Annotated in this window: 14 protein-coding genes and 2 rRNA genes; 11 read left to right on the forward strand and 5 right to left on the reverse strand. The window is 39.6% G+C overall.

The annotated features are described in order from the left end of the window. Positions 1-998 (forward strand): 23S ribosomal RNA (locus Q8P68_03450); the annotation flags it as partial. A 168-nt stretch (positions 999-1,166) separates the two neighbouring features. Then, a 5S ribosomal RNA gene (gene rrf / locus Q8P68_03455) occupies positions 1,167-1,280 on the forward strand. Positions 1,281-1,343: 63 nt separating this feature from the next. Here rrf and Q8P68_03460 read toward each other — a convergent pair. Both Q8P68_03460 and Q8P68_03465 read right to left on the reverse strand, forming a co-directional pair. Then, the gene (locus Q8P68_03460; GenBank protein ID MDP4008221.1) at positions 1,344-2,054 is read right to left on the reverse strand and encodes a hypothetical protein; all 711 of its coding nucleotides are present in this window, start codon (positions 2,052-2,054) and stop codon (positions 1,344-1,346) included. A 23-nt stretch (positions 2,055-2,077) separates the two neighbouring features. Next, a complete protein-coding gene (locus Q8P68_03465) occupies positions 2,078-2,542 on the reverse strand; it encodes a PrgI family protein (protein ID MDP4008222.1) in 465 nt (154 codons plus the stop codon). 167 nt (positions 2,543-2,709) lie between these two features. Between Q8P68_03465 and lepA the strand changes: the two genes are divergently transcribed. After that, the gene (gene lepA, locus Q8P68_03470; protein MDP4008223.1) at positions 2,710-4,560 is read left to right on the forward strand and encodes a translation elongation factor 4; all 1,851 of its coding nucleotides are present in this window, start codon (positions 2,710-2,712) and stop codon (positions 4,558-4,560) included. 13 nt (positions 4,561-4,573) lie between these two features. Here lepA and Q8P68_03475 read toward each other — a convergent pair whose 3' ends face one another. After that, positions 4,574-6,346, reverse strand: a complete 1,773-nt coding sequence (locus tag Q8P68_03475; GenBank protein MDP4008224.1) for a peptidoglycan DD-metalloendopeptidase family protein — start codon at positions 6,344-6,346, stop codon at positions 4,574-4,576. 362 nt (positions 6,347-6,708) lie between these two features. Here Q8P68_03475 and Q8P68_03480 point away from each other — a divergent pair, with 362 nt between their 5' ends. From Q8P68_03480 to Q8P68_03505, 6 genes are all read left to right on the forward strand, one after another. Beyond that, a complete protein-coding gene (locus tag Q8P68_03480) occupies positions 6,709-7,845 on the forward strand; it encodes an HNH endonuclease signature motif containing protein (GenBank protein ID MDP4008225.1) in 1,137 nt (378 codons plus the stop codon). A gap of 173 nt (positions 7,846-8,018) precedes the next feature. Beyond that, complete coding sequence (rpmA, locus tag Q8P68_03485; GenBank protein MDP4008226.1) at positions 8,019-8,300, forward strand: 50S ribosomal protein L27; 282 nt, start codon at positions 8,019-8,021, stop codon at positions 8,298-8,300. Positions 8,301-8,395: 95 nt separating this feature from the next. Next, entirely contained in the window at positions 8,396-9,205 is an 810-nt protein-coding gene (locus tag Q8P68_03490; protein MDP4008227.1) for a hypothetical protein, read from the forward strand. Between the two features lie 197 nt (positions 9,206-9,402). Further along, positions 9,403-10,260: a nucleotidyl transferase AbiEii/AbiGii toxin family protein gene (locus Q8P68_03495; protein MDP4008228.1), complete on the forward strand. Its 858-nt coding sequence runs from the start codon at positions 9,403-9,405 to the stop codon at positions 10,258-10,260. Beyond that, entirely contained in the window at positions 10,250-10,867 is a 618-nt protein-coding gene (locus Q8P68_03500) for a hypothetical protein (GenBank protein MDP4008229.1), read from the forward strand. Before Q8P68_03495 ends, Q8P68_03500 begins: the two co-directional genes overlap by 11 nt. Positions 10,868-10,961: 94 nt before the next feature. Beyond that, complete coding sequence (locus tag Q8P68_03505; GenBank protein ID MDP4008230.1) at positions 10,962-11,237, forward strand: 2Fe-2S iron-sulfur cluster-binding protein; 276 nt, start codon at positions 10,962-10,964, stop codon at positions 11,235-11,237. Positions 11,238-11,242: 5 nt separating this feature from the next. Here the strand turns inward: Q8P68_03505 and Q8P68_03510 are convergent, their stop codons facing one another. Next, positions 11,243-12,172 carry a Fic family protein gene (locus Q8P68_03510; GenBank protein MDP4008231.1) on the reverse strand — a complete coding sequence of 310 codons (930 nt, stop codon included), beginning with the start codon at positions 12,170-12,172 and terminating at the stop codon, positions 11,243-11,245. 294 nt (positions 12,173-12,466) lie between these two features. On the opposite strand from Q8P68_03510, the gene Q8P68_03515 reads away from it, so the two are divergent. Then, entirely contained in the window at positions 12,467-12,715 is a 249-nt protein-coding gene (locus Q8P68_03515) for a hypothetical protein (protein MDP4008232.1), read from the forward strand. On the opposite strand, the gene Q8P68_03520 is transcribed toward Q8P68_03515, so the two are convergent. Beyond that, positions 12,689-13,324 (reverse strand): hypothetical protein, encoded by a 636-nt coding sequence (locus Q8P68_03520; protein MDP4008233.1) that lies wholly within the window; start codon positions 13,322-13,324, stop codon positions 12,689-12,691. The genes Q8P68_03515 and Q8P68_03520 overlap by 27 nt on opposite strands. A gap of 171 nt (positions 13,325-13,495) precedes the next feature. On the opposite strand from Q8P68_03520, the gene Q8P68_03525 reads away from it, so the two are divergent. Further along, on the forward strand, positions 13,496-14,284 hold the full coding sequence (locus tag Q8P68_03525) for a hypothetical protein (GenBank protein ID MDP4008234.1): 789 nt from the start codon (positions 13,496-13,498) through the stop codon (positions 14,282-14,284). Positions 14,285-14,306: the final 22 nt, after the last annotated feature.

The raw sequence follows: 14,306 nt of genomic DNA on the forward strand, positions 1-14,306 counted from the left end.
CCGAACTGAAGCCCCGGTGAACGGCGGCCGTAACTATAACGGTCCTAAGGTAGCGAAATTCCTTGTCGGGTAAGTTCCGACCCGCACGAAAGGTGTCACGAGTTGGGCACTGTCTCGAGGGGGGGCTCGGCGAAATTGCAGGACCCGTGAAGATGCGGGTTACCCGCTGCAGGACAAAAAGACCCCGTGGAGCTTTACTGTAGCTTGGCGTTGAAGGCGGGCCAGGGATGCGTAGGATAGGTGGGAGGCTTTGAAGCCCCAATCCCGGTTGGGGTGGAGCCAACCTTGAAATACCACTCTTCCCTAGTCTTCCTCCTAACTCCGCTTATAGCGGAAGACAGCGCCTGGTGGGCAGTTTGACTGGGGCGGTCGCCTCCCAAAAGGTAACGGAGGCGCCCAAAGGTCCCCTCAGGCTGGATGGAAATCAGCCGTCGAGCGCATTGGTATAAGGGGGCTTGACTGCGAGGCCAACAAGCCGAGCAGGGGCGAAAGCCGGGCAAAGTGATCCTACGGTTCCGTGTGGAAGGGCCGTGGCTTAACGGATAAAAGCTACCCCGGGGATAACAGGCTGATCTCCCCCAAGCGTTCACAGCGACGGGGAGGTTTGGCACCTCGATGTCGGCTCGTCGCATCCTGGGGCTGAAGTAGGTCCCAAGGGTTGGGCTGTTCGCCCATTAAAGCGGCACGCGAGCTGGGTTCAGAACGTCGTGAGACAGTTCGGCCTTTATCTTCCACGATCGAAGGAAATTTGAGGGAATCTGTTCCTAGTACGAGAGGACCGGAATGGACGAACCTCTGGTGTATCTGTTGTCGCGTCAGCGGCATCGCAGAGTAGCTATGTTCGGAAGGGATAACCGCTGAAAGCATCTAAGCGGGAAGCCCATCCCAAGAAAGATTTCCCTATAGTCTCCCGGTAGATTACCGGGTTGATAGGCCAAAGGTGTAAGCACAGCGATGTGTTCAGCCGATTGGTACTAATAGACAATTGAACTTATTATGCAACGCGCCGTAAGGCTTGCGTTGTAAATAAAAGATGTGCGTAAGCACACCTTAAAGTGAGCATTCTTTCACTGGTTATTACTGGAAAAAACAACATGTGCCATATATATATCGTAGATATGTATATACAAAAACAATTAGGCGAAACACCTGTTAAAGGTTTTCGTCTTGGTGACTTTAGCGAAGGGGGTACACCTGTTCCCATTCCGAACACAGAAGTTAAGCTTTTCAACGCCGATGGTAGTGTGATCTAATCATGCAAGAGTAGGTAGTCGCCAAGACAAAGATCTTTAGCACATACGCTCTCAACGAGAGTGTGTTTTCTGTGATCGACTATAAAATATTTATGATATATCGTCTCCTAAATTCATATCCTGGAGACTATCTATTTTTTCTTGTCTGCTAATTCCCGGATTGTATACTTTATAGAACAACTCGATGAGTTCATGAGTAGTCAGTTCATCGACTTTGAGCCCACATTGCTCAAGTCCGGTCTTTACAACGTTAACACGTTGACTGAGGCCTTTTTTGAGTTGTTCGAACTCACTGTGACGTCTTTTTATTTCAATTACGTTATCTTTTGTTTTCATAAAACTCAGGAATTCCCGTAGAACTCCTTTTTTTTCGGCTCTAGATGGGTCGTATGGTACGATTACATAAAATTCTTTTTCCATAATGTCTGCATACTCAACAAGTTTTTGAATATATTCGGCATATTCGTAGGTTTGTTTTTTTAGAAGAGAATTTTGTTGCTTCTCACCGAGTCCACGGATTTTCTCTATATACTCGTCTATCTCAAGCTTTTTTGAGCGCACTAGCACCTGAATCGGGAACTCTAGTGAATTCAAGAAACCTTGGTATGAATAAACTATTGAATTCTGCTCAGCTTCAGATTTTAAATTAAAATTAATACTGGATGTTTTTAAAATAGTTCGTATTCCTCCATTTTTGAGTACGAGTGTGTTGTCTCTAATCTCCGCTATCTCCATATGCTGTTGAGTAGACATCGCACTAGAGTTCTTGATGTTTTTGACTGTATCTTTTGTATTTGCCATATATTTAATTATTTTTATATAAACTAGTTTCGCCCACTAAGGACTTGAGTTCTGGTATCTCGTGAATCCAAAATAGACGTTAATTCATCAAGATCATTTAATCTAGTTTGGTCATGGCTATGCTTTTTATTAGCTTTTTTTGCAACTTTACTAGGTTTTGCCTTCATGTTTGTAAATGCTGATATATATATGTCGCCTTGGCCTTTTACCCACATACGTTTGCGTGGCTTAAGCCAAAATTCTGCAAGTAGGAAAGTATACTTAACAAAGCTCACTCCAAGCGGCCGCACGAATGCGAATGCCAATGTTATCAAGGAAACAATTGCAACAGGTGGCAGCCAAATTTTCCAGAAATATACTGAAGCAAGTTGTAGATAAATCAAGTATGCAATACCTCCACCAACTCCAAGTACAATCAGTTGTCTGAAAGTAAGTGGCCCAACGATTTTGTCTTCGATCTGTACGTTTTGTGGGATTTTGAATTGCATAGAAGAGAAATTCCTTATTTATATCATATGATTATATCAAAAAAACAAATATAAAGCGAGATTAAACTTTTAAGATGTATTAATTATTTTATCATCTTGAAAAAACATTCTTTTTTGGTATCTTTATGTGCGCTTCTGTTAATATATAAACGAAGTTATTTTTAAAAATGAGAGAACATACAGATAAAATCAGGAATTTCTGCATAATTGCACACATTGATCATGGTAAGTCGACACTTGCAGATAGATTTTTGGAGATCACGCATACGGTTGAAAAACGTGATATGAAGCATGGGCAGCACCTCGATACTATGGAGCTTGAGCAGGAGCGTGGGATCACGATTAAACTTCAGCCTGTTAGGATGCAATGGAAATATTCCGGAGATCAACCTAAATTCGCAGGAGATTATACTTTGAATCTTATCGATACTCCCGGGCATGTGGATTTCTCGTATGAAGTATCTAGGAGCCTCGCTGCTTGTGAGGGAGCTGTATTGGTTGTGGATGCAACTCAGGGGATCGAGGCTCAGACTCTTGCAAATTGTTACATGGCCATAGATCATAATTTGGAAATTATATCTGTATTGAACAAAATAGATCTTCCATCTGCAGATATAGAGGGTAGGGCACGTGAAATTGAAAATGTAATTGGATCAGATGCAGCTGAAATCATTGCTGTTTCAGCAAAAGAAGGTACAAATGTAGAGCGGATTTTGAATCGTATAATAGAAAAACTTCCAGCTCCAAAATTACTGCATGAGCAGGGTGAGACAAAGGCTCTGATATTTGATTCTATTTATGATTCGTACAAGGGAGTTGTTGTTTATGTAAGGGTTATGGAAGGTAGTATAAAAAAAGGTGATACTTTGAAATTTTTGAATACGAAAAAAGATATGACTGCGCTTGAGGTCGGATATTTTAGGCCACAATATGAGCCGGCGGCTGAATTGCAGGAGGGGGAGATAGGATACGTTGTGACGGGGCTGAAGAGTGTAGGGGAGGCTCGTGTCGGAGACACGATGCACAAGCTCTCTTCAGAGGCAAAAAAGGCCAAAGGAGACTCATATGTACCAATCCCACTGCCTGGATACAAGAAGGTTACTCCGTTTGTTTATGCTGGGATTTTTTGTACGGAAGGAGATGATTTCCCATTACTTAGAACCGCTTTAAATAAATTAAGTTTAAATGATTCTGCTATACAATTTGAGCCGGAGCAATCAGGTGCGCTTGGATACGGTTTTAGATGTGGTTTTCTTGGGCTTTTGCATCTTGAGATCGTACAAGAGAGGCTTGAAAGAGAATACGATATGGACATAATTGTCACTGCTCCATCTGTGTCATATGAGGTCAAAGAAGTAGGCGGAAATGAAAAGGTTATTGCAAACCCTGCAGCATTACCGGAAACATATGAAGAAATACGTGAGCCATGGGTGAAAGTTGAAATTGTAACCACAAAAGAATATGTCGGAGCAATTTTAAAATTATTACAGGATAAACGTGGGATTTCAAAAAACTTGAGTTATATGGATGAAAACCGTGTACTTATAACTTATGAAGTACCACTGGCATCTATAGTAATGGATTTTTATGACAAGTTAAAAAGTGCATCTTCCGGTTATGCATCTATGAATTACGAGATAATAGGCTACCGTCCAGGTAATTTAGTTAAATTAGATATTCTTCTTGCAGGGGACAAGGTGGATGCACTTTCTATTATTATTCATAAAGATGAGGCTCATCACTTTGGGATGAAACTATGTAAGGCTTTGAAAGAATTAATCCCGCGCGCCCAATTCGTCATCGCAATTCAGGCCGCAATAGGATCCAATATAATCGCTCGTGAAAGTATTTCTGCTATGAGAAAAGATGTCACAGCCAAGTTATATGGTGGTGACGTGAGTCGTAAGAGAAAACTTTTGGAAAAACAGAAAAAGGGTAAGAAACGCATGAGGTCATTTGGTAAGGTACAGATCCCACAAAACGCATTCTTGGCAGTACTGAAACAAGATGATAACTAGCATAAGGAATTGATTACTCTCCTTCGTACTGTTTTCTTAATTCCTCATATCTTTCGAGGTAGTTGAATGCATCATCCTTTAGGATTTCTTCAGCGTTTGGTATAGCGGTTTCATCCGTGACATCGACTGATTCATCAGTATTCTCCAATGATTTTTCATACTTAGTATTGGCATCTTTTTGCTCGGAAGATTTTTTATCCCATTCATACTGCGTAGCTTCTCCATATTTGTCTTTGAGCTCTTGCTCATATAGAAGTTTGAGTTTATCCTCAGGTATGTATTTTATAGGCAGTGCACCAAGTGGTAGATAGTCGAGCGGATCTACCCTAACTCCAAATCGATGTACTTCAAAATGCAGATGAGGTCCCGTAGTTCTAAATCCGGACCCTGTAGTTCCGATAGTTCCACCGGTAAGTCCGATGATATCCCCTTTTCTAACAAATTGCCCCTCACTCACTATTATCTTAGAAAGATGTCCATATAGCGTTTGAAGGCCATTCCTGTGGGTTACGATCACATAATGGTAATCCAGGTCATCCGACCCTTTGCCCTTCACTGTGAAGACAACCCCATCCGCCGGTGCAAATATAGGTGAACCTTGTGGTGCGCGGATATCGACGGCATTGTGATTTACACCGAAATGTGCTTTGTATGATTCATCAGAGAAATATGCGGTCAGCCCTCGGTAAGGAGAGATTGGCCAGTTTATTTGAGTTGATCCATCGCCCAAATTCAATGTAAATGCTTTTTCTTTTAGGTTAAGTAGGTCATCTCGCATTTGTACAGCTTCGGCAATTTCTTCTTCATTCCCTGCTGATCTTATTTTTGCGAGGGCTGAGTCAAAAGCATGTATATTTAATGTAAGCATACTGATCTCAGTTGCTATTTGTTCTTCTTCTGCACGCTCTTTGGCAGCTAGCTTCTCATATACCTGTTGTTTACCCTGTGTTTCTACGATTAAGCGTTTTTTCCCATCTTTTAGAGCCTCCATATTTGTTTGCTCATCTCGAAGTTCCTGACTTAGAAGCTTTAAAGTCCGTCTATTTATAGCCAAATTGTCTTTTTGAATTTCCAAAGCTTCTTCCAGAGCTATCAATCTTTCAAAAATCAGAGCACCTTGTTGTTGGAAAAGCTGAAGGAATTTGATTTCACTTATGTTTTCAGAGAAAGTATTATCATCGAGCAGAAGTTTGAAAAGGTTAAATTCACGACCTCGATTATCGTAAAAAGTTGAATCCTGGAAATATAAAAAATTCAAATATGCAGATAAAATCTCTGCCTGCTCTTCAATCTGTAAGTTCTTGATATCGATCTGCTCATATATATCACCTATCTCAAGTTCTTTTACACCAATTTGTTTTGTAATGTTCACGATTTTATCTTCTTTTCTAGCGATTTGATCATCAATATTTGTAATTTGTTCTTCCAGAGAAGTGACGCGCTCTTCACTTTCAGCTATTTCAAAATGGAATTCAGTAATTGTGTTTTGTACATCACTAAGTTCATTTACCGAATGTCTAAGTCGTTTTTTCAGACTTTTTAACAAATCTTCCTGATCTTGAATCAGCGCAGTTTTACTTTGCTCGTAAGTATCAGAACTGTCAGTCGCAGTATCGCCAGCCTTTGCATTAATATCCTCATCTGCAGCGATAACCACAGCCGCACCATCAGCGCTTTCAGCCGCAAGACTGATGCTACTAGAGTTAATAATTAGCACTAATAATATGAAAAATACAAAGATTTTATATTTACTAGCTTTGAATAATGTATGTTTGAGAACACTCATTTATAGATTTGAAAAGTCAAAATGATAAGAATCTATTAGCTAAATCATAGCACAAATGATTGTGGAAAAATAGATTGATTAAAGGATATAGTTCCAAAATTGACGATTATACCGCTATGCAATGTTTTATGTTCCGACATGTAGCACAGGTTAAAAGTAAGTTAACGCTCACCACGTAATATTTGGATTTTAATGCAAGTTGAAGTTGTGGTTTTTGGCTTGTGGCAATGGCTTTTCGCAGCTTTTGACTGGTGATTTCGGTTAGAATTTGTTATTATTTTCTCTCAAGGCAAAAGGTATAACTTCTTTCGCCAAAAAAGAATGCGAAGCATAACAATCAACTATTTTTTAATCAAAACTACATGAAAAATTTAACGAAACTTTCCGATAAAGGCTTACTCGCACGCTGCAAAGAGTATGGTGAACAGGCCATACGTTTTCGACGCAAGTTTATCGGACTTTTGCCTGAGGTGAAAAAACGTAAACTTTTCGAAAAGAAAAAATGCAAATCCATATACGAATTCGCAGCAAAATACGGAGGAATAAGCCGCGAACATGTCGATAGAGTTGTGAATTTGAGTGATCGTTTTGCTGAGAAACCTCTCCTGCATAGTTTGCTGGTTAACGGCGAAATAAGTTCAAATAAATTAGCGAGAATAGCTTCTATAGTGGACATGATCGATGAAACTGATTTAGTAGAAGCTGTTAAAAAACTTGCTTGTAGAACAGTTGAAACATATGTTCGAGATGTGAAACGGGAATTTGGGGTAAAAGATTGGTGCATAGGTGAGAGAAATAATTGCCTTGCAGTTGGAGAAGAAAATCTTTTGAACTTTGGTGATAACATATCAACTGATATTTTCGGAATAAATTCTTCTCCTGCCAACTTAGGTGGCGAGGTAAACTTTAATTCCGATGAAAAAAGTTCAAAGATAAAAATCGAAAATGGCTCTCTTGAGCCGCTAAACGACCCTAAATCTGTGCACGTGCACAGGCCTTGCGTAGAGGATAATACGGCAATAAGTCAAATCGAGATAGGATCTAAGGTGGGTGAGTATCATGAAAAAGAGGCATTGCCTCTCAAAAAACTCCAATTAAAACTTTCGCAGGAAACGCTTGAAAATCTGCTTGAGTTGCAGGAGAGAGGCGTAAGCGTCGATAAACTATTTAGAGAATTTTTACAAAAACGCGAAGAGAATCTAACTGAAAACAAAGTAAAAGTTGCAGCAAAGGAGGTGGCAAAAGAGGAGAAACGAAGGGTTGAGGGCAAGAAGGCTAATCGACGATTGTCTGTAGGTGTGAAAAAAGTGTTAAAAGATGAATTTGGAGATCGGTGTTCGGTCAGCGGTTGCCTGAGGGAGTCAGTGCATATTCATCACAAAGTGCCGTTTTCGATCTCTGGAAGCAACGATCCTCGTTTGCTCGCTCCACTGTGTCGAGAGCACCATGATATAGTGCATTCAATTAACGTGAAATATTTGGAGAAGAAAATGCGTTAAAATACCTAAATGTAAAACTGAAATTATAAAAAAAGAAGACATGTTGTAGGTGTAGTGAAAATATTGAATATGATTTTCAAAAAAAACATTGTCAAATAGGTTAAAGTACATTAAAATCCTCCCGCCTTAGTAAAAAAGGTGCGCTTGAAGAGCGCGTTAATTAATACAAAATTATGGCACATAAGAAGGCCGCAGGGTCAACCAAGAACGGTCGCGATTCCCGCGCGAAACGCCTAGGTGTTAAAGTCGGTGGAGGAGAAACTATCCGTGCAGGAGGTATAATCATTCGTCAAAGGGGAACTAAAGTTTTCCCTGGAGAAAATGTAGGTATGGGTAATGATTACACACTTTTCGCAAAAATAGATGGAGTTGTGAAATTCACAGAGAAACGTATGGAGAAATTTGATGGGAATAGTTACAGAAGTAAGATTGCAAACGTAGAGCTGAAGGCTTAATTATACATCGTATTGTTTTTTCAAGAATGTCGTCTTTCTGAGGCGACATTTTCTGTTATAATTTGAATTGTGAATTATTTCTTCAAGTAAATTAAATGTCAGATTTAGAATCATTTGGTGGACTCGATGGTGGCGAGGGGTTGGACCCGGCCGCGCTGGAGCGTTTTAACGAGCAGATGCGAGAAAACGCGGCCCACATAGCCGCATTACAAAAGGCGCAAGCAGCTCAAATGCAGCAAGAAGACAAACTTGTGAAGATTATTTTAAAATTCATACAGACCAGTCAAAAGACTGAGCTTGTGGTATTGGTTACACAATTACTTGAGCAGAACGTCCCTGCCGGATTTATTTTGAGTTTGATAGTTCTGGGAAATGAAGATATTCAAGAAGCCGCTGGAATCAAGCTGTCTCTCCCAGAGGAGGATATGCTCCGGTTGCAGGCCTCTGAAAATGCCAAACATGGCCAATCTCAAAACGCTGACAGTGCGGAGTCATCAAATCAACTTATAATATTCGACTCAGATGTTTCAGTGCTTCCGCTCAAAGTCAGGATTGGTATAGATCTTTGGTCAAAAAACATCCTCGCTGCAGGCCTCGGTAATCCAAACAAGGTGCTCGACAGTGTTTATATGCCAGGTATGCGCATGAAAGCCGCTGCTACATTATCTAATAACATATCAAATGATGAATCCATTTCAGATGATACGTTGATCAAACAAGTTGTAGTAAGCACTGCATTGTTCGTGGTAAAGGAATTTATGTATACAAACAAAGTAGAGGGGCAAAGCGCTCGTATATATCATTTCTGCTTTTTCCTTCTCAAAGGAATTCTCCGCAAAATCGAAGAATCCATCCAAGTGACAGAGCTCCGCGCAGCGGAGAAAGATAGGAAATATGAGGAGTAGGGAGGGGCTTAAAAGGACGATATGGAGCCTCCGTTTAATTACCAATATTACATTGTATGACATTGTAATACTGTGGAAAAATGAATACATCACCAATGTACTATAAATTTGCAGGTAATGAAGCTTTATTTATTGACATAGAATACTAAAAATAATATACTATTTCTGTAAATGTACATTTTAGTCTATTATTGGAAATGAACTACGAATTATTTTTAAAGGCATTTAGGTCAAAATACAGTGGTATTCAAGATACATTGTTACTGTTTCAGTACTTGAGGGAAGAGTTACAGTTTTTAATTTTACAGATTCTTTATACCAAAACGACATACCCTGTTTATTTTATGGGTGGGACTTTGCTTAGGTTGTCATATAAAATGAATCGTTTTTCTGAAGATATCGATCTCTCATTAGACAAACCTGATAAAGGTTTTAAGTCTGAACAATTTTACGAAGATCTAGTCTCTGCATTCTCGAAAAAAGTAACTGGATTTAGTATGAACGGTAAATTAAATGTGAATGGAAATGTGGTGAAAATTATGCTCTCTTTCGGTAATATTTTATTTGATCTTGGTATTTCACCTCTACAATCACAAACGATTAAAATCAAAATCGAGCTTGATACGAATCCACCTGCATATGCAACATATGAAAGAAGGAGCTATGCTGGCTTAATGGGCGATTACATGGTTGGTACTTATGATATCTCAACTACATTTGCAGGTAAATTGTCAGCGATTTTATTAAGAGGATATCAGAAAGGTCGTGATTATTATGATCTTCGATGGTATTTGGAGCGTCATCCAAAGATTGATTTAAATCTGAATTATTTGAATTCAAATTGTGGGCAACAAGGAATCGTACCATTTTTGAATAAACAAGAGGTATATGATGCCGTAAGTAAGCGGGTCAAGAGCCTTGACATTGAGCTGATGCGCAAAGACCTCGAGAGATTTATTATTATGGACAGTGATTCATTTAAGGAGTGGCTTATGCGATATATTCCAGACACTCTAAACATTTTAGAAATTTACAAATCATCAGATGAAAGCTGAAGAACTCAATACATTTTATAATAAAATATTCGGTATTAAAGAGTTGCAGAATTACTTCACTGAGTCTGCGGCATCTATTAGGACTCAGGTATCACGTCTGCAAAAAAGTAAGAAGTTAATCCGTTTAAAAAGAGATTGTTATACATTTCCTGAGTTTCACCCAAATACTTTGGTAATTGGTAATAAAATGGTTTCGCCCTCGTATCATAGTCTTGAGTCTGTCTTGTCCATGAATGGAATTATCCCTGAAAGTGTAACAGCTCATACATTGGTGACTTCAAAAAAAACACAAGAATACAAAAATGATTTTGGTACTTTTAGTTATCGGCATCTGCCGCCAAGATTGTTTTTCGGCGTTGAACAAGGGAGTAGTGGAGAATGGGTTGCGGAAAAAGAGAAAGCTTTATTGGATTATCTTTACCTTAATTCAAGCAAATTCAAGCCTGAAAATACATGTTGGCAGGCCGAACGATTTGATGAATTGGACACTCTGGATTTTGAACTTATGGAGAGCTGGGCGAAGAAATATGGTATGCGAAAACTCGAAAATCTTGTGGAAAGCTTGCGTACATACCTCAATTCCGATGAGTATCAAGCTCATCGTTAATATCCAAATCGAACAAAGGCAGCTGAATGATAAAGTTGCACCGAAGTTTTTTTTTGCTAAAATACTTTTGATTTAAATTTTAAAAAATTTCAAAATGGCATACGTAATTGTAGATGGGAAGAAGGTAGATATAAAGAAAGGTCAGAATTTTATGGATATAGAGGAGGAAGCTGGAATTCCTTTTGCTTGTAGAGCTGGGGTTTGCCAAACCTGTGCGGTTACAGTAAAAAAAGGCGAAGAATTTTTACCTGCTTTGAATGACAACGAGGAAATGATGGGCGCTGAGGGAAATCACAGGCTTGGTTGCCAATTAAGCTGCGAAAGCGACGACCCAAATGCGCAGATCGAGGTTGAGATAGGGTGGATTTAATTCATTTATGAACCGTTCGACCACCTGCCCCCTCTGCCCAATCCTATTTGTTTCGCAACTTTCAACTCACGCAGACGTAGCAGTACCTTTTTGACGGTATTTCTGTTGATGCGCGTTTTTTCAACGATTTCTTTCACTGAAACGGGATGCGAGCTTGATTTAAGTAATTCAAATACAATTGTCTGATTGCCGGAAAGTTCGTTTTCAATATCTTTTCTCTGAAGGACAGCTTTTGCCCTTACGGTTTGTTCGATTAACGTATCAAGAAAGAATCCAATCCAAGGTTCTATATTATGCTCTCTATTTTCACGTTTTTTTTGACTTTCTCGGAGTGAGATGTAGTAGGCGATTTTTCTTTCCTCAATTATTTTTTCCAATGATATGTATTGGATATATGAATACCCGTTTTGGAGAAGTAACAGGTTTGTCAGCGCCCTTGAAAGCCTACCGTTTCCGTCTTGAAAAGGATGAATTGCCAAAAACTCGCATACGAAATTTCCTATTATAATCAGAGGATGGAATTCTCCGCTTTTGAGATTTTGAATAGTAAAATCGGTCAGTTCGCTCATCTCCTTTGGAATGAGGTATGGAGGAGTTGGATTAAAAATTACAGTCTCATTGCCCATAGAATCTCGCGCGATGACCGCATTTGAACCGACTTTGTACTTCCCTCTATGATGGGAATCTTTTTCGGAATACTTGAGCAATATCTTATGAAGATGTTTTATCTCATTTTCGTTCCATTTGATCGCAGAATGATGGTCAAAAATCAACTTTGTCAGTTCGGCGTAACCGGCCACTTCGCATTGACTTCTGTCGTGTAATTTTTGAATTTTTAGACCGGATAACAACTTTTTTACATCGGTATCCGAAAGATCAGCGCCCTCTATGCGAGTTGACGCTCCACTCGATGTGATAAGAGTGGATTTTTTCAAGCGATGTAAAATTTGAGGGCTTATATTCAGATGACCTTTCCAAAAGCCTTTAAATTCATCAAGACAGCGAATTTTCAATTGGAACTCGCTCATTCGTTTTTTTGAGAATAGTAATTTTTTGCACAAATTGTCCATTGGAACGGATAATCTCTAACTTTATCCAATTATATCCAATAACTTATTTCAAGGCAAGTGAAACATGTCCAACGATGATGCAAGCGGGCAAAAGGCATTGGTTAAGTCATATATAAGTAATATACTATGTATGATTTGTTCATATATAATATATTTTTTATGGAAAACACAAGTTTGATAGAAAATGCAAAAGTTAAAAACGTCCGGCCCATATCGGAATTACAAGAAAATCTTGATTTGATACGGCGTATTAAAGAAGGGAAAGAAGAGTTGTTTTCAGGTGATTTGTACGAGTTAGCTGAGTTGCAGGAACTTACAAACATGGCCTCTACGAACAGAGATGAAGATGTTTTAATTGCCGAGGAGGGTATGGAGGACTATTTAAACTTGGTTGACAATGCCGCTTAATACGTAACTTTCGATAAACTCGTATTTCGCCTTGAGGACTTTGGATTTGGCTGTTTTTTGTAGGAATAATTTTCGGTTCGTAAAATACATCGCGAAACTTTCCGCGAAATCTTCGTGCTCGTTAGTGGTTGAATACTCTGTGAGGTAGTTTGGGGCTCCGCCCATACCATATTTCGGCACGCTTTTTGCAAAGGGATTGTTCTCGGAAATCAGAAAATAATGCACATGTCCGAGTTCATGGAAAAACGTGCGGGTAAATCGTGGCTGTGTCAGCTCGCAATTGAGCTTGATAGCATTTGCCGAAGCGACTCCATGCAGATTTGGATTTGACGTAAGCTCTATCGAAAGATTATCGGGCAAAAGTTTAGGATTTGTATTCATCAAGCTGATGGCCAGCTTGTTTTTGCATTCGCTGTCGGCGGAAACGGCATAAATCTTGAGTTCGCCCGCGGTTTGCAGGTGTACGTTTGGGATTTCTCTTGAAACTGTTTGACTTTGCTCTTGGGCACCGGCTACCTGAGTCAGGGCAAAGCTTTTTTGCGACAAAGTGTCTTTTAACATTGTTATCACAACCAATGCCGATAGGATGCCAAGTGTTTTTTTGAACATAGATTCAAACGTAACGATTTAAGCCTGTATTCAAGCGTATTATTGACGAAATGTCAAATCCCATACTTTGCAAAAGCCACCTCAAAGCCTAAACTTTTCCTAAAAAAACTCTAAAAAGTTTGACTTGGGTTTGCGATAGTACTAAGGTCTATCCTTGTTAATCAAATAGCCATGAAAACTTTACGAATGATTCCGGCACTGACGGCATCGGCAGGGCTGGCGCTGGCAAGCTGGCAATGCTCTGACACTCCATTACCAAAAAAGGTTGAAGACGGGATTGAGGATGTGCGGGGAGGGGTTGGGGAAGTCGTGGAACCTAGTACTACCCTACAAGCCGAAGGGAATGGAGTCATTCCGGGTGGATTGGAATTAGAGCATCACATCTCTGCATCGGCATTACTAAAAGACAGTCCGGAAGTTGAGATGGCTTACTCGCGAATCGATGATCAGTTGATCGGAACGTCTCTTTATTTTGATAGAGACAGAGATAAAAGGAAGATGGTTCAAGGTTCCATGTTTGAATTGGAAAAGGCGTACGATAACGATAGATTTGTTTATAAAAAGGATCCTACCTGGCAGATGCTTGATTTATTGGAAAGGACTGGGAGTTGGGGGACGGATTTCGGCGATAATGACCCGATAGTTGGACAACATTTCGGGAACGAGCATATAAAGCGACTTTTTGATGAGTATATTATGAAACGCGTGAACGAGAGATTTTTCAATATGTTGGATAAAGATTACAAAATAACTTATTTTGATGCCAAATGGCTCGTTACGATAGCGAAACTGTGGAATGAAAACTCATCTCCGAATGGAAAGGAGCTGGAGCTCTATGCCCTCCTTGAAAAACTTGAAAAAGAAACAGGATGGAAAGATGAGGATCCTAGGATAGATATTTTTTTGCGAGATAAGAAGTCAGATATCGAAAATTTCAAAGAGAAAGTTCGTTCTTTATAGCAATAAAACTGAGAGGAGCTTC

The sequence above is a fragment of the Candidatus Peregrinibacteria bacterium genome, assembly GCA_030700255.1.
GTDB lineage: Bacteria > Patescibacteriota > Gracilibacteria > UBA1369 > JABINC01 > JABINC01.